Below are 14,830 nucleotides of genomic sequence, written 5' to 3'. Positions count from 1 at the left end.
AACCGCAGAAAGCGTTTTTTGAATTAGAAAAACTTTCGACCAAAAATGAAGGGCCGGAGAGCTGCTTCGTTTCAACGAACACCGCCAAACTAGTCATAATCGATCGCGAGAATTGGGCGAAACGAGACCGTTTCAGCTCGCTGGCGTGCCCATCACGAAGTCGTCACGACCGATCTCATCGGCGAGAAGCTTGTCTGCGAGCGCAAGCTCATCGGTGCGCAGATCCGACGTCACGCTCGCTCCGTCCCAGATATCGTTGAATTCCACCATGATCGCATCGCGCACGTCCTCGATCGGCGGCGCACGCCCCAGGCAATCGGCTAGGCTCGCAATCGGAGCGACTGGCTTGGTGGTGTCCGGCCTCGCCTTGAGCAGACGCATCATCTCGTCGTAGTCGAAGTCGACCAGCATCGTGCCCTGTACGATCGCGGTCGGGCCATCGAGTCGGCCGTCTGATTCGGACACCTTGCGGCCCTCGATCTCGACGGCGCCTCGTGCGCCAGCCTTGGCCGCAAAACCCAACCGCCGGAGACCTGCCGCGACAGCGCCGCCGACCCGCAACGTCACATCGTCAAGGCTGTCGCCGAACCGCGCCCGTCCCGCGACAATGTCCCAGACGAGAGTCCCTGGGCTCATATAGGCGGCCGCGCCACCCGTCATGCGCCGGGCGATCTCGACGCCATCGCGCCGGCAGCGCTCGACATCGACCTCCCGCTCGAGCTTCTGACCGCGCGCGATCACCACCGAGCGCGGGTAGCGGTGAAAGCGGATCGTATCCGGCGTCGCGCCGATGCGATGCAACTCGATCAGCGCCGCCGTCGCGGCGACGTTCCAGCGCGCAGGCTTCACGCCGGTGTCGATGATGCGCAGAGCTGTGACCGCGCGATTCATTGCGCGAACTTAGCAGCTAGCGGTTAGGGATTCTTTATGACGCCAGCCGGCGTAATGAAGATCATGAGGTTCGCGACGATGATGGTCGCGGCCAGGAAATAGAACGCCGACATGATGCCGTAGTGGTCCGCCAGCACGCCGGCCGCGATCGGGCCTGCCGCGGCGCCTGCGGCCTGCGCGCCGAACAGCAGACCGATGGCGCTACCGCCGAGCTCGGGCGGCGTCGCGTCCAACAGCCAGGCCTGCAGCACCGCGCGGACCGCGAACAGGAAGAAACCGAGCACCGCAACCAGCACGACGAACCAGATCGTGCCGCCGGCGAAGATCATCGACAACAGCACGACAGCCGTCATCGACATGCTGGAGACGATGATCTGCCGCCGGCCGATGGTGTCGGAGAGATGGCCGGCGATCGGAGCCGCGACGAAGCCCGCGATCTGTAGTGCGAACATGCAGACGCCGACCCAGAACGTCGAATAGCCCATGTCGTGCGCCAGATAGATCGGCAGGAACGTCAGCAGCGCCATCTGCGTCATGGTGCGAAACACCGAGCCGATCGACAGCGTCACCAGCGCGCGGTTGGTCAGAAGTGACATGAAATCGCGCAGCCGCTCGGCGCCGCTCTTCTGCACGGCGCGCTTGGCCGTTTGATCGGCGCCATTCTCGGCGCTGCTCAGCCGCCCGATATAGACGAGGATCAGCGCCGCCATCACGATGCCGGGCAACACGTTCACGAGCACGACGCTGCGCCAACTGAGAATGGCGAGCAGTCCGCCGACCACGAGCGGCGCCAGCGCGTCGCCGATATTGCCGCCCATGCTGTGGAACGACATCACCAAGCCCTTGCGGTCGGGGAAACGGCCGGCAAGCCACGGGATCGCGGTCGGATGCCAGAGGTTGTTGCCGATGCCGACCGCCGTCGCGCAAGCGAGCATCATCCAGTAGACGTGCGAGAAGCCCATCACCAGGTACGGGAAGCCGACCCAGAACAGCGACACCGCCATCAACAGGCCTTTGCGGCCGACCGTGTCGACGAAGATGCCGCCGGGGATGTTGGCGATCGCGCCGGCCGCGTACTGCGCCGTCAGGATCGAGCCGATCTGGCTGTAGCTCAGGCCCAGCTCATTGCCGATCAGCGGCAGCAGCAGATAGAACGTCGCCGGGTACCAATGGGTCAGCGCATGGCCGATGCTGACGACCCAGACCTCCTGAAACGAGCGCCGCGGCAGCACGCCCGAATCGGCTGAGATCACTGTCATTTCTTATTGTTCCCTGGCCCGGCTTCCAGACGATCCAGCTCTTGTTCTGTTGCGCCAAACGCGCTTCGACCGAGCGATCGTTGCCCGCTGTGTACGGCTCTATATGGCGATAAGCAATCGTTCTTTCGCAAGGTGGTTATGCCGAAACAAACACGTTCCGCGCCCATGAACATGGCCCGCCGCTCAGCGCGCCGCACGTGATGCCACCAGGTGAAAGATCAGCGCGGCGGCCGCGAGGCTTGCGCCTGCGCCGGCCAGACCGCTCCACGACCACATCACGGCGGCAGCCCCGCACAGCGAACCTGCCGCGCCTCCCAAAAACACGGATGTCATGAACACCGTGTTGAGCCGGCTCTGGGCCGAGGGCTGCAGCGGGTAGATCCGCGTCTGGTTGGCCAGCAGCACACAGCGATAGCCGATATCGATCAGCGCGATGCCAAGCACGAGCGCCCAGATTGTACGTTCGGCCAGCAAGACGAAGCCGAAGGCGATCAGCAATACGACGGTTCCGGCAACGATCATGAAGCGCGTGCCAAGCCGATCGGTCAGGCGGCCGATCAGCGGGGCCGCGACGATGCTGAAGACGCCGATCAGCCCGAACAATCCAACGGTGTTTGCACCGAATTGATAGGGCGGTCGCGCCAGCAACGCGGCGAGTGTCGCCCACAGCGCGCTGAATGCACCAAAGGCGAGAAAGCCCGTGATGCAAGCAGCGCGCAGCGTGGCGTGATCCGCAAACAGCCGTCCGAGCGACAGCAGCAATTTGGGATATGGCAAATCGCTGCTCGGCTTTGTGGCCGGCAAGGTGCGCCACACGATCACCATGAGCAGCGCGTTCATCGCAATGGCGAGCCCGAACACCGCGCGCCATCCGGCGAACTCGCCGACGAAGCCGCTCAGCGTGCGGCCGATCAGGAGCCCGGCCGACATTCCACTCAGCAGCACGCCGACCGCCCTGCCCCGCTGGTCCGGCGCAGCCATCCCGGCAACGGTCGGAATGATGATCTGCGGCGTGACCGTGGTCAGTCCGGCGAGCAGCAATGCCACGCCGAGAAATGCAAAGCTGGGCGCGGCAGCGCAGGCCGCCATCCCGACCGTGTTGATCGCGAGCAGCGTCAGGATCAGCCGCCTGCGATCGATCCGATCGCCGATCGGCACGAACAAGAACAGCCCAAGCGAATAGCCGATCTGACCAAGCATCACGAGCTGGCTTGTCACGGTGTCGCTGGTGCCGAAGCTCGCGCCGATCAGCGGCAGAATGGGCTGGCTGTAATACAGCGTCGCGATGGCGAAGGCGCAGGCCACCGCCAGGAATCTGACCCGGGTCTGCGTGAGGCCGCCGTCGGGTGTAACCAATCTAAATCCCGTTCGGCAGACGGATGCCCGACAGCCGTTCGCAAGCTTCGACCAGCCGATCCTGCAACGCAACGTCGTTGGCCCGCGGATTCACCGGACGCTGTTGCATGTGAAAGAAATACCGGCCCGTGACCAGCGCGGCCGGATCGTTGCTCACCGCAAGCCAGACTTGAGTGCGATGCGCCTGATCCAGGTCATCCGGCGCGCCGGGACCGCCCATGCGGGTGGCGACCCAGCCGGGCTCGACCGCGTTCGATTTCACGTCGGGCCAGCGGCGCGCCACCGCAAAGGCGAGCAGCGCATCGTGAAGCTTGCTCTCCGCATAAGCCTGCGACCCCTGCCACGAGCGTTTCTTCCAGGCCAGATCGTCGAGGTTGGCTTCGGCACTGCGGTGCATACCCGAGCTCAGATAGACCAGCCGCTTCGGCTTTTCGATCAGCGCGGTGAGGATGTAGGGCGCGAGCGTGTTGACGGCGAAGACCTGTGGCAGGCCGTCCTCGGTCTCGACCCGCCGCCGCTCCTGGTACCCGACGCCGGCGTTGTGGATCACCGCGTCATAGGGCCCGAGCTTGTTGGCCTGCTCGGCGACGCGCCTGGTGGCGGCGATGCTCGACAGATCGCCGACCACGACCTCAGCCGCGGGCAATGCCTTGCGGGTGTCTTTCGCGCGCGCGTCGTTGCGCGCATGCAGCACAACCTGATGGCCCTGCTCGGCCAGGAGTTCGCCGGCCATCAGCCCGAGCCCCGTCGACGAACCGGAGATGAACACGCGCGCCATCAAACCACCGCCCATTTCCCAGCTGTGAACTGCCCGTTTTTAAGGCGACGAAGGTGAAAATCCATTGCAAAATCCCCTGCTTTGGGATGTCTGCCTTCACAATCCGCACGCGGATGCGGCACAAGGCTTGCTGACACGACTGATGGCGATTTCGGGGGGACCAGGATGAGACCTGCGACGAAGGCGATGAAGTTTACTGCGGCTGCCATGCTGCTTTCGGCGGCGATCGGCGCTCTCTCGGCGGGGTCGGCTTTCGCCCAAAGCGCCGAGAAGCTCACCATCCGTTTCACCTGGAAGCTGAAGGGCGAATACGCGCCGCTCTACGTGGCCCTTGATAAGGGTTACTACAAGGCCGAAGGCCTCGACGTGCAACTCGCCGAAGGAAACGGTGCGCAGAACGTGCTGAAGGCGATCGCCGCCGGCAACGAGAAATTCGGCTACGGACCGGCGGTTGCGGCGGCCCAGGCCGTGAGCCAGGGCCTGCCGGTCAAGGTCGCGTCCGTCTATCAGACCAAGGCGCCGATGGGCGTGATCGCGTTTCCCGATATCCCGCTGAAGACGCCGAAGGACCTCGAGGGCAAGCGGCTTGCGGTTTCGGTCGGCGAGACCTTCGGCGACATGCTCCTGCCGTTCACCAAAATCAACGGCGTGGACATCACCAAGATCACGCAGATCCAGATGGACGCGTCGGCCCGCACCGCGCAGTTCCTGACCCGAAAGACCGACGTCATGTCGGTCTATCTCAGCAACGAGCTGCCGCAGATCGAGAAACGCGCCGGCGTGACCTTCAACGTTCTGAAGGTGTCGGATTTCGGCCTGAACCTGCTCGGCGCTTCGATCTATGTCGGCAACGCATTCGCCGAGCAAAATCCAGACACCGTCAAGAAGCTCCTGCGCGCCACCGAAAAGGGCTACCGCGACACGATGGCCGACCCCAAAGCCGCGGCCAAGATCATGGCGAAATACATGGTCGTGCCGGAGCAGCCGGACGTGCTCGAACGCCAGGTCGAGGCGACCGCCGTGTCGACCAACGCGCCTGCCGGGAAACCGATCGGTTGGCAGGAGGCTGCCGACTGGGAGAGCAACCTCAAGCTTCTCAAGGAAACCGGCGGCATTGCGGACATCAAGGCCGTGAACGCGTACTACACCAACCAGTACCTGCAATAGATGCTCAAATAGATGGGGAAGCCTAAGACTGTTTCCGGCGGAATTGGCGCGTGGATCACGCGCCAGGGTCCGGTGATTGTGATTTTTGCCGTGATCTTCGCGGTGTGGGAGCTCGCCGTCTGGCTGTTTCACGTGCCGGATTTCGTCCTGCCGAGCCCGTCGATGATCGTCGACAAGATGATCGCCACCTGGCAGCTCCTGCTGGTGAACGCGCTCGTCACCGCGCAGGAAATCGCGCTGGGCTTCGGGCTCAGCATCGTGCTCGGCATTCCGCTCGCCATCGCCGTGGTCTATTCGCGCATCTTCGAGCGCGTGGCGTTTCCCTTCATGGTCTCGCTGCAGACCATCCCGAAGGTTGCGTTGGCGCCGATCCTGGTGATGTGGCTCGGTTACGGCATCCTGCCCAAGATCATGGTGGCGTTCCTGATCTCGTTCTTTCCGATCGTGATCAGTGCCGTGGTCGGCATGCGCGCGACCGAAAAGGAGATGGTCTATCTGGTGCAGTCGATGGGCGCGAACGAACTGACGACCTTTCTCAAGATCCGGCTGCCCAAGGCGTTGCCGAGCATCTTCGGCGGGTTGAAGGTCGGCATCGGCCAGGCCGTCGTCGGCGCCACGGTCGGCGAATTCATCGCGGCCGAGCAGGGCCTCGGCTATCTGCAACTCGTCTCGCAGGTGCGCCTCGATACGCCGCTGCTGTTCGCCGCCGTCGTGGTGCTGTCGCTGCTCGGCGTGCTGATGTTCAACATCGTCGCCTGGGCCGAACGGCTGGCGCTGCCGTGGAACCGGGTACGCACCGAGATGGTCGAATAGTCGATGGCGCAAGCTCCTTCCACCGGCGTGGCCATCGAGCTGCGCGGCGTCTCCAAGCGCTACGCGACCGCGAGCGGCGACGGCGTGCAGGCGCTGGACCAGGTCGACCTTTCGATCAAGGCCGGCGAGTTCGTCTCGATCGTCGGGCCGAGCGGCTGCGGCAAGAGCACCCTGATGATGCTGGTCTCGGGCCTCATCCCGGCGAGCTCCGGCACGATGCATGTCGGTGGCGCACCCGTGAAAGGCGCAGTCAAGAATGCCGGCATCGTGTTCCAGCGCGACGTGCTGCTCGACTGGCGCACGGTGCTCGCCAACGTGCTGTTGCCGGTCGAGATCAAGAAGCTCGACCGCACGACGCACATCCAGAAGGCGCGCGAGCTGCTGCGCTCGGTGGGTCTCGCCGATTTCGAGGATACCTATCCGGGCGAACTGTCGGGCGGCATGCGGCAGCGGGTGTCGATCTGCCGGGCGCTGGTGCAGAGCCCGGGCCTGCTGCTGATGGACGAGCCGTTCGGCGCGCTCGATGCGCTGACGCGCGAGCAGATGAACCTCGACCTGCAACGCATCTGGCTGCGCGACCGCAACACGGTGATCTTCATCACACACAGCATCGAGGAAGCCGTGCTGCTCTCCGACCGCGTCGTGGTGATGACGGCGCGGCCGGGAAAGATCGCGGACATCCTCGAAATCGATCTGCCGCGGCCGCGCGGCGCACACACCCGCAGCGAAAAGCTGTTCGTCGACAGTGTCGAGCGCATCCGTGAGAATTTCATGGCGCTCGGCATTTTGTCGGAGACGTAAACGCATTTTGCGTCTGGCTTGGCGCACCGGGTTGGATCCAAGCACGATGCGCCGCGCTTTCGTCGCATGACCGGCAGTGCAGGGACCCGTACCTCCATCAACAAAGGCGGTCGTCACCCCCGTGCTTGACACGGGGGCCCATACGCTGCCGCGACAAAGCACACCTTTACGATTGCCTTTGCGGAACGCGCTCATGGATTGCCGGGTCAAGCCCGGCAATGACACCGCCGTTTGGTTGGCAGCGGCAAAATCCTGCTTCAATTGTCCAACAGCCACGCGGCTCACGCGCATCCCGTCGACCTTTCATCCAGGCGTGATTCATCGGCCCCTTCCCATCAGGCGCGGGGCCAGCGCCTCTCTCTTTTCCCTCCCCTCACATGCGTGAGGGCGCGGAGCGCCGAGACGGCGCAGAAACCTGGGCGCTTTCTGAAGGCGCCCGCGGGCTTTGCGAAGCCCGCTCGCCCTCTCGGCGCTCCACGTGGCGATTTCTCGCGATGGCATCGCTCTGGACGCTGACCGGATCGGAAGTAGGGCTTTCGCCCCTTCCTCGTTCCAGACCGCGTCGCCGCGGCCCTTCACCCGGTGTTCGTCGGCCACCAAAGGCGGCCCCCTCATCGGGGGCGGTCGATGCCGTCGCGCCCTGGGACTGTGGCTACGTTCGCCACGCCTGCAGTGCGCCACACCCTGCTCCGCCAAACAGACGTCTCATGATGACGCCCTCAACGAACAGGGTGATTCGGCGTCTACACGTGATTTGCCGAAATGCAAATCGAAATATTGGTGCGGCCGACTGACATCGACGCGGCGCGACTCATCAGGCTTGAGGACCTGTATGACGCTAAGTGTCAGAACCGAACTCGTGCACGGCAACAAAAACGCCGGTTATTCGATCACCTCGTCGGCGCGTACATAGAGCATCATGGCCGTATATAGCTCCATCCTTGCTCCTGCAGGTCCACAAGTTCCACGACCCCTGCCGAAACAATGAAGGCCTCCGGGATTATGGAAATGGCGTGCCCTTCACGCTTTTCCATTCCCTGGATTGTGTTGTTGCAAGCAGCGAATTTTATTTTGGTGGAATATTTCCCAACCATTTCCTTGATGCGGTCTTTGACCTGGGAAGTATCCGACCGCAGCATGTGAAGACCGCCGCTGTAAGCCACGATCTCAATAACGACATCTTCACCGCGGCTTTGATAGTGCTCGATGACGTTCTTGGCATTGTTGAGTGCAAGATTCATCACATCGGGATCATTCTGATCGACATGCATTGCAACTCGATGCTGCTTGGAATTCTCAGCCGCAGAAACAGGACTCGCAACAAACAACCCCAGGACGAAAGCAACGGACAGGGAACGCATGAGATCGCGCATCGTGTGCTCCTAAAGGATTATGACTTGCTGCGCCCGAGTCAGAGGCCTGAAATGTAACGCGCCATCGCCTCACGGTCGGACGCCGAAATCGCCTGCATGAGGCTGCTCATTTCGGGACTGTTTTTTCGCTCGCCTTCCGCAAAGCGGCGCATCGACTCGACCAAGTAATCGTACTTTTGACCTGCGAGCCGCGGTGCCGCTACGCCACCAACCAGCTTTTGCTGATGACAAGCCTCGCATATCGCCATTGTGGGGGGCGGCGAGGGGAACGAGACGTTTGTGGGTCCGGCCGGCCACTGCTTTGTCGCGAAGTGAGCCGCTGCGGGAGCCACCTCTTCCTCGGTGAGGGTTACCGCGACCTTCTTCATGGTGTCGCTGGCGCGCTCTCCGTGCCGGAATTCACGAAGTTGCTTCAAGATATAATTTTCCTGCAGACCCCAGATGATTGGAACACCCTCCAGTTTTGGCAAGCCGTTGACACCGTGGCATACGCCACAAACCACCAACTTGCCGCCGAGGACGGTCTGGGCTTCAGCGGCATGTCCCGGAGCAGCCGGAAAGGTCAGGGCGGCGAGAACGCCGAGCACGCCGAAAACTTTCGAAACACAATTGTTCATCGTGATACCCCGTGATTCATCCTCGTCAACTTCGCCCCATCGCCTGCGCGGCTTTGAGAATCGCGCCAACAATCCGGTTATGGACCCCGCAGCGACAGAGATTGCCGACAAGTCCGAGCCGGACGTCGGTCTCGCTCGGGTGCGGGTTGCGGTCGAGAATCGCCTTGGCCATCATGATCATGCCGGCAATGCAGTAGCCGCACTGCGCCGCCTGCTCCCCGATGAAAGCAGACTGCAGCGGGTGGGGGTGCTCAAGCGTCCCGAGACCTTCGAGCGTGATGATCTCGGATTGCGTCAGCGCACCGATCGGCATGACGCAGGATCGTAACGCAGCGCCGTCGACGAGCACCGTGCAGGCGCCGCACTGACCAAGCCCGCAGCCGAATTTGGCGCCGTTGAGCCCGAGATCATTGCGCAGCACGTAGAGCAGCGGCGTGTCCAAATCGGCCGTCACCCTGTGCACCGTACCGTTCACCTTGAGACTGACAGACATAGCTCCGCTTCCGCGCTGAAGGGCGGAGCTTCTGCTTCCATGGAAGCAGAAGCTGCTTTGGTCAGTAGGGGTAACCCTGAAGCCTTGGCGTCCCAGGCTTCCACTCAGGCAGCCGGGCGTAGTGATCGCCAATCGGCATCTTGACGTTCGGCAGACTCTTTTCGTCGAGGACGGCGTCCTCCGGGATGATCTTGTTCAGGAAGAGCAGATAGGCCGTCAGCGCGTAGACCTCATCGGGGGTCAGAGTCCCCTCCCTCCCGAGAGGCATGCCGCGGCGGATGTAATCCCACACGGTCGTCGCAAACGGTGAGCGCAACGGCAGGATGCGCTCCCGTTTCCAGATGGGAAGATCCTGGCTGGTCTTCGAATTCAACCTGGGTCCCACGCCCCCTACGGCCTCTGCGCCATGGCAGACGATGCACCCCTGAAGCTCGAAGACCTTCGCTCCTTCCTTGGGGGTGCCGTGGCCCGGCGGGAGTTCCTCCCCGGTGTGACCGACGTTGATATCCCTGGCGCGGATTTCTTCTGCGGACGTAGCGCGCCCCAACCCATAAGTTGGCGCCGACTGCGCCAACGCGGGGCTGACCAGGACGGGACTGATGAGGACGGGGGTGCCCAGGAGCAACGCAATCGCCGCAAGCCTAAGCGAGCCCATTGGTCACCTTTCCGTCCTTGGCGATCTTCCATGGCATGACGCTGTTGTTGAGCCCTGGCACATTCCCGACGGGCTTATTGAAGAACTTGGCGATCTGCTCCAGCGTCGGTTGCTGCTGCCCGATCTCGTCGGTGCAGCGAGACAGAATCTCGGTCTCGTTGCCGTCCCAATTCCACTGATACGCGAATCGGACGTGCGCCATGCGTTGTGGAGTCATCTTGAGCTCGGCGGGATTCCACTTCTTCCCGCCATCGGTGGAGACCTCCACGGTCTTGATGGCGCCGCCGCCGGACCAGGCCAGCCCGGAGATCTCATAGGTTCCCTTGCCGGGCAGCTGCTGCGTGCCGGATGGATACGTGATGACCGACTTCGGTCCGATCTGGTAGCCGAGGGCTGCCTCTTCGTCCTTCTCCCTGAGATGTCCGTAGTCGCTGTAGTTCATGTAATACCGGTCGACGACCTTGATGCGCCGCAGAAACTTCGTATTCAGAATGCCTTCGAAGCCCGGCGCGATGATCCGCAATGGAAACCCTTGCTGCGGCCGCAGGGGCTCGCCGTTCTGGCCGTAGGCGATGATGATGTCGTCCATCGCTTTGGCGATGGGCATGCTCGAGGCGCCCTTCACTTCCTCGGCGCCTTCAGCGACGAACCAGGTCGCACTGCCTTTCAGGCCGCACTCCTTCAGCAGCGTAGAAAGCAGCACGCCGGTCCATTCGGAGCAGCTGGTCATCCCGTGCGATTCCTGCACGGTCCTGTGTTTCGCAGTGTGCCGATTTCCCGCGCATTCGAGGAAATGCAACCGGCTGACTGATGGGAAGCGCTTCAAGTCTTCCATCGTGAAGGTCAGCGGCCGATCCACCAGGCCGTGGATCATCAACGTGTGCTGCTTGGGATCGATGTCCGGAAGGAAGGACTGGCGGGTCGTCGCGATATAGTGAAGCGACGATGGCGTGATGTTGCCAACCTGATCCTGGATCGGCGAGGCCACGTGGAACACCTTCCCGAACTCGTCGGGCGAAGCCTTGCTGCCCATCGGGTGCGGTATGCGCACCGAGGTCACGAAATGAGAGCGCTCGCCGTAGGCGATCATCTCCTTGGTATACGGGTTCATCGGATAAGCGTTTTCGCTGCCCGATCCCGAGGCCATCGAGTGGTCGTGCTCTTGTGCGTGGACCGGTACTCCCAAGGCCACCCCACCGGCCAACGCGGCGCCGCTCCGTAGGAGGTTCCTGCGGGTGGTTCGTTTGGAATCCATCGATTCCTCCCTATGAGATCGACCCCACCGGGTCTGTTCTTTGTAAAGGCGTGTCGACGAAATCACGTCTCCGCTGCGCTACCATACGCCGCATTGCCAAATCTGGCCAGTATGCTCACGGGGGGCTTGGAGGCCCAATCAGCTCGCCGAACCGGGATGGGAATGTTGGGATCGAACCGCCAGCAGCGGCATCAGCGCTCCGATATCGTCGAGCGTGTCCAGGGCGAGGCAGGTTTCCACCACCTGGTCGATCTGATCGGACGTCATCCTTTCGCCCGCACACTCGACGAACTTGTCCCGCAATTCGCTGTCCGACATCCGGTTCTCGGGCGTACCGCGCGGATGATCAACGCGCTTCGCCAGCACACGGCCATCGGTGGTGCGAATCGTGACCAGCGCCGCCGGCGTGATGGCGTCGTATTCGGGTCCGTGCTCGAGCCGTACCTTCTCGATCAGGCCGTGAATCACCGGATCGGCATAGGCTGCGTCGCTGAAGGACGAGGGGACGACACGACCGCCGGTGACGATGGCGAGCGCGGTCATGAAATACGCGCTGTGGTCGGCGCCCTCCTTGTTGCGCGGGTATTTTTTCACCGGGTCGCCGTTGTGGACCACGGTCCGCTTGCTCATGCGTAGCACCACCTCGGCGATGTCGTCCGGCTTGAGGCCGTGCTCGTTGACCAGCAGCGTTGTAGCCGCGAGGTGCCCCTGGTTGGTGGATTCGGTCGGGAAGAATTTCATCTTGGTGCGCATCAGGTAGTGGTCGTTGGGCAGCGGCTTGACGATGTAGTTCTCCACGCCGCGCAGGAGCGAGTGCGCGAATCCCTTGTTGCCCTCGATGATCCGGTCCGGGCCGGTGAAGCCGCGCCGTGCGAGATAGGCCGCAAACACACCGCGTTCCGCCATCAGTCCGTCGGCGATGTTCTTGGTGTTGTTGTACTCCTCGCCTTCGGCGTCGTTGATTCCAAGCCCGATCGCAGCCGAGGCGCCGATGCCCATGGCGTTGGTCATCTGTCCGGCATCGAGCCCGAGCAGCCGGCCGGCAATCACGGCGCCCGCGAATGGCATCACCGAGCCGTGGTGGAAACCCAAAGTCGTGATCCCCTCCGCCGTTGCATCGACGATGCGGCCGATGGTCTCGTAGGCGGCGACCAACGCCGCGATCACCTGCTTCCCCGAGGCGTGCTCGCGTTCACCGACCGCAAGCGCGGCCGGCAATGCGTCGCTCGGATGTGCGCCGCCGATCTTGCCCGGGCTCTTCGGAAAATAGAGCACGTCGTTGAAGTCGAGGTAGCGCACCATGGTCTCGTTGGCGATGATCGCCTGCGACACCGAAACCTTGTCGCGCTCGCCAATCAGCGTGGCCACGCCGGCACCGCCGTGCTCGCGGGCGACCTCGCGGCAGATCCGGCATGGCTCCGCATCGAAGGCACCGATCGCGCAGGACAAGGCGTCGAGGATCAGGCGCTTGGTCTCGCGGATCACCTCCGTCGGCAGGTTGTCGTAGCGGATGTTGAGCGCTGCCTCGGAGAGCTCGCGTGCGATCGACATGAACGCTTCCTTTTGACGGCCGAACATGGGTATCGTCTCGGATCGGACCGCGCAATCGCCCGGGGAAGCCATGACGCTGAAGATCGCTTGTGCGGTTTCTTGGGCGGTTTCTTGGGCGGTTTCTTGGGCGGTTGCGCTTGCCTTCGCCACATCGATACAGGCGGCGTCCGCGCAGGACATCGAACGCTTCTATGCCGGCCGCAAGCTTTCGGTGATGATCGGGCACCAGGTCGGGACCGGCTTCGACCTCTACGGCCGCGTGCTGGCGCGGCACATGGGCCGCTTCATCCCGGGCAATCCCACACTCGTGCCGGAGAACATGATCGGGGCCGCCGGCTTCGCGGCCGCCAACTGGACCTACAACGTGGCGGCGAAGGACGGCTCGGTGATCGCGCACTTTGCCCACACCGCACTGTTTGAACCGCTGCTCGGCAAGGGCGCTGGCCGGTTCGACGCCGCCAAGTTCACCTTCATCGGCAACATGGACGCGGTGGTCGGTGTCTGCGGCGTCTGGGACCATGCCGGCATCACGCGGTTCGACGAGCTGTTGACCAGAGAAATCCTTGTCGGAGCCGCTGGCGCCGGCACCAGCGGGCCGCTGACCCAGTTCGCGACGGCGGTGCGGCGGCTCCTCGGCGCCAAGCTCAAGGTGATCCAGGGCTACAAAGGCTCGGCCGAGATCAAGCTCGCGCTCGCACGCGGCGAGTTGCAAGGCGTCTGCGGCATCCCGATCTCGACCTTGAAGACCGAATGGAAAGACGACTGGAGCAGCGGGCGCTTCAAGATCCTCCTCCAGCTTGGGCGCGACCGCGATCCGGACCTCGCCGGGATCCCGAGCGTCTACGACTACGCCAAGACGCCGGAAGACCGGCAGGTGTTCGACCTGATCTTCGGCACGCAGGCAATCGGCCGGCCCTTTGTCGCGCCGCCGGGACTTCCGGCGGAGCGCGCCGCGGCGCTGCGTGCCGCCTTCGTGGCCATGACCAAGGACGAGAAATTCCTGGCGGAGGCGCAAAAACTGTCGCTCGACGTTTCGCCGTCGACGGGCGAATCGGTGCAGGAGTTCGTGACCCGTATCTACGCCTCGCCGAAGGCCGTCGTGGACCGCGCCAAGGACGCGCTGCGCCTCGACTGATCAACCGACGACCCGACAGGAAACAAGCGCGATGACCAAAGCGACGCTGGTAAATCAGCCCGAGAAATACTGGGACCGGCTGTTCGCGCCCGGCGGACATTGCGGCATCGTCACGACCGTCGATACCGAGGGACGCGTGAATGCGGCCTCCTACGCCACCTGCGTCCGCATCGTGCACAATCCGGTGCAGATCGCCTTCACCACCAACCCGGCCGGGCACACCGCTCAGAACCTGCTCGCGACCGGCAGTTTCGTGGTCAATCTGCCGTCATTCGAGCGCGACATCCTCGAAAAGGTGCGCGTGGTCGGCCTGCCGTTCGATCGCGGCGTCAACGAACTGGAAAAGGCCGGGCTGACCGCCCTGCCCTCGACGATCGTCAAGCCGCCGCGCATCGCCGAATGCCTGCGCCATTTCGAATGCGAGGTGGTTTGGACCAAGGAATGGATCAAGCGCCTGATGGTGGTTGGCAATGTGGTGGCTGCCTCGACCTATTCGGATTGCGTCGATGCCAAGGGCTACCTCGTCTGGGAGCGCGTGAAGCCCGTGGCATTCTGCGGCGCGCCCTATGTCAACATGTTCGCCGCCGCACATGAGACGATGGCGGTCGGCATGCCTTATGACGGGCCCGAGGTCGCCGACGCCGACCGCAGCGTGCGCAGCTATTTCGAGGACATGTGAGCTGTCC

Annotated in this window: 15 protein-coding genes; 5 read left to right on the top strand and 10 right to left on the bottom strand. The window is 63.1% G+C overall.

Translation table 11 applies throughout. The annotated features are described in order from the left end of the window. Positions 1 to 132 precede the first annotated feature (132 nt). The 4 genes from RHPLAN_RS03790 to RHPLAN_RS03775 all read right to left on the bottom strand — a co-directional run bounded on the left by RHPLAN_RS03790 (position 133) and on the right by RHPLAN_RS03775 (position 4,284). A complete protein-coding gene (locus tag RHPLAN_RS03790; protein ID WP_068013971.1) occupies positions 133 to 891 on the bottom strand; it encodes a lipoate--protein ligase family protein in 759 nt (252 codons plus the stop codon). A gap of 23 nt (positions 892 to 914) precedes the next feature. Next, positions 915 to 2,150: an MFS transporter gene (locus tag RHPLAN_RS03785; protein ID WP_068013969.1), complete on the bottom strand. Its 1,236-nt coding sequence runs from the start codon at positions 2,148 to 2,150 to the stop codon at positions 915 to 917. A 183-nt stretch (positions 2,151 to 2,333) separates the two neighbouring features. Next, positions 2,334 to 3,506, bottom strand: a complete 1,173-nt coding sequence (locus RHPLAN_RS03780; RefSeq protein WP_068013968.1) for an MFS transporter — start codon at positions 3,504 to 3,506, stop codon at positions 2,334 to 2,336. Between the two features lies 1 nt (position 3,507). Next, positions 3,508 to 4,284 carry an SDR family NAD(P)-dependent oxidoreductase gene (locus tag RHPLAN_RS03775; RefSeq protein WP_068030523.1) on the bottom strand — a complete coding sequence of 259 codons (777 nt, stop codon included), beginning with the start codon at positions 4,282 to 4,284 and terminating at the stop codon, positions 3,508 to 3,510. Between the two features lie 165 nt (positions 4,285 to 4,449). Here RHPLAN_RS03775 and RHPLAN_RS03770 point away from each other — a divergent pair, with 165 nt between their 5' ends. The 3 genes from RHPLAN_RS03770 to RHPLAN_RS03760 all read left to right on the top strand — a co-directional run bounded on the left by RHPLAN_RS03770 (position 4,450) and on the right by RHPLAN_RS03760 (position 7,065). Then, positions 4,450 to 5,451 carry an ABC transporter substrate-binding protein gene (locus RHPLAN_RS03770; protein ID WP_068013966.1) on the top strand — a complete coding sequence of 334 codons (1,002 nt, stop codon included), beginning with the start codon at positions 4,450 to 4,452 and terminating at the stop codon, positions 5,449 to 5,451. 72 nt (positions 5,452 to 5,523) lie between these two features. Then, a complete protein-coding gene (locus RHPLAN_RS03765) occupies positions 5,524 to 6,264 on the top strand; it encodes an ABC transporter permease (RefSeq protein WP_198164696.1) in 741 nt (246 codons plus the stop codon). A 3-nt stretch (positions 6,265 to 6,267) separates the two neighbouring features. After that, positions 6,268 to 7,065 (top strand): ABC transporter ATP-binding protein, encoded by a 798-nt coding sequence (locus RHPLAN_RS03760; protein WP_068013962.1) that lies wholly within the window; start codon positions 6,268 to 6,270, stop codon positions 7,063 to 7,065. 917 nt (positions 7,066 to 7,982) lie between these two features. Here the strand turns inward: RHPLAN_RS03760 and RHPLAN_RS03755 are convergent. The 6 genes from RHPLAN_RS03755 to RHPLAN_RS03730 form a co-directional block, all read right to left on the bottom strand. Further along, positions 7,983 to 8,438: a DsrE family protein gene (locus RHPLAN_RS03755; protein WP_068013959.1), complete on the bottom strand. Its 456-nt coding sequence runs from the start codon at positions 8,436 to 8,438 to the stop codon at positions 7,983 to 7,985. Positions 8,439 to 8,476: 38 nt separating this feature from the next. After that, positions 8,477 to 9,055: a c-type cytochrome gene (locus RHPLAN_RS03750; RefSeq protein WP_157100045.1), complete on the bottom strand. Its 579-nt coding sequence runs from the start codon at positions 9,053 to 9,055 to the stop codon at positions 8,477 to 8,479. Between the two features lie 25 nt (positions 9,056 to 9,080). After that, the gene (locus RHPLAN_RS03745; RefSeq protein ID WP_068013956.1) at positions 9,081 to 9,548 is read right to left on the bottom strand and encodes a (2Fe-2S)-binding protein; all 468 of its coding nucleotides are present in this window, start codon (positions 9,546 to 9,548) and stop codon (positions 9,081 to 9,083) included. Between the two features lie 61 nt (positions 9,549 to 9,609). Beyond that, positions 9,610 to 10,203, bottom strand: a complete 594-nt coding sequence (locus tag RHPLAN_RS03740) for a c-type cytochrome (protein WP_068013955.1) — start codon at positions 10,201 to 10,203, stop codon at positions 9,610 to 9,612. Continuing rightward, entirely contained in the window at positions 10,190 to 11,458 is a 1,269-nt protein-coding gene (locus RHPLAN_RS03735) for a molybdopterin-dependent oxidoreductase (protein WP_084244255.1), read from the bottom strand. The genes RHPLAN_RS03740 and RHPLAN_RS03735 overlap by 14 nt, the downstream gene beginning before the upstream one ends. Before the next feature lie 138 nt (positions 11,459 to 11,596). Then, a complete protein-coding gene (locus RHPLAN_RS03730) occupies positions 11,597 to 13,009 on the bottom strand; it encodes an MmgE/PrpD family protein (RefSeq protein ID WP_198164695.1) in 1,413 nt (470 codons plus the stop codon). Between the two features lie 25 nt (positions 13,010 to 13,034). Between RHPLAN_RS03730 and RHPLAN_RS03725 the strand changes: the two genes are divergently transcribed. Together RHPLAN_RS03725 and RHPLAN_RS03720 are read left to right on the top strand one after the other, a co-directional pair. Then, the gene (locus tag RHPLAN_RS03725) at positions 13,035 to 14,144 is read left to right on the top strand and encodes a Bug family tripartite tricarboxylate transporter substrate binding protein (protein ID WP_068013949.1); all 1,110 of its coding nucleotides are present in this window, start codon (positions 13,035 to 13,037) and stop codon (positions 14,142 to 14,144) included. Between the two features lie 31 nt (positions 14,145 to 14,175). Beyond that, positions 14,176 to 14,823, top strand: coding sequence for a flavin reductase family protein (locus RHPLAN_RS03720; RefSeq protein ID WP_068013947.1), 648 nt, complete (start codon positions 14,176 to 14,178; stop codon positions 14,821 to 14,823). The last annotated feature ends 7 nt before the right edge of the window (positions 14,824 to 14,830 follow it).

The organism is Rhodoplanes sp. Z2-YC6860, from assembly GCF_001579845.1.
Taxonomy (GTDB): domain Bacteria; phylum Pseudomonadota; class Alphaproteobacteria; order Rhizobiales; family Xanthobacteraceae; genus Z2-YC6860.
This window is presented reverse-complemented; position numbering and strand designations above follow the sequence as displayed.

Coding starts and splice junctions, on each gene's coding strand:
- RHPLAN_RS03750 (WP_157100045.1), bottom strand. CDS start 9,055: ATGAACAATTGTGTTTCGAAAGTTTTCGGCGTGCTCGGCGTTCTCGCC.
- RHPLAN_RS03735 (WP_084244255.1), bottom strand. CDS start 11,458: ATGGATTCCAAACGAACCACCCGCAGGAACCTCCTACGGAGCGGCGCC.
- RHPLAN_RS03720 (WP_068013947.1), top strand. CDS start 14,176: ATGACCAAAGCGACGCTGGTAAATCAGCCCGAGAAATACTGGGACCGG.
- RHPLAN_RS03785 (WP_068013969.1), bottom strand. CDS start 2,150: ATGACAGTGATCTCAGCCGATTCGGGCGTGCTGCCGCGGCGCTCGTTT.
- RHPLAN_RS03745 (WP_068013956.1), bottom strand. CDS start 9,548: ATGTCTGTCAGTCTCAAGGTGAACGGTACGGTGCACAGGGTGACGGCC.
- RHPLAN_RS03740 (WP_068013955.1), bottom strand. CDS start 10,203: ATGGGCTCGCTTAGGCTTGCGGCGATTGCGTTGCTCCTGGGCACCCCC.
- RHPLAN_RS03790 (WP_068013971.1), bottom strand. CDS start 891: ATGAATCGCGCGGTCACAGCTCTGCGCATCATCGACACCGGCGTGAAG.
- RHPLAN_RS03755 (WP_068013959.1), bottom strand. CDS start 8,438: ATGCGCGATCTCATGCGTTCCCTGTCCGTTGCTTTCGTCCTGGGGTTG.
- RHPLAN_RS03760 (WP_068013962.1), top strand. CDS start 6,268: ATGGCGCAAGCTCCTTCCACCGGCGTGGCCATCGAGCTGCGCGGCGTC.
- RHPLAN_RS03730 (WP_198164695.1), bottom strand. CDS start 13,009: ATGTCGATCGCACGCGAGCTCTCCGAGGCAGCGCTCAACATCCGCTAC.
- RHPLAN_RS03775 (WP_068030523.1), bottom strand. CDS start 4,284: ATGGCGCGCGTGTTCATCTCCGGTTCGTCGACGGGGCTCGGGCTGATG.
- RHPLAN_RS03725 (WP_068013949.1), top strand. CDS start 13,035: ATGGGTATCGTCTCGGATCGGACCGCGCAATCGCCCGGGGAAGCCATG.
- RHPLAN_RS03770 (WP_068013966.1), top strand. CDS start 4,450: ATGAGACCTGCGACGAAGGCGATGAAGTTTACTGCGGCTGCCATGCTG.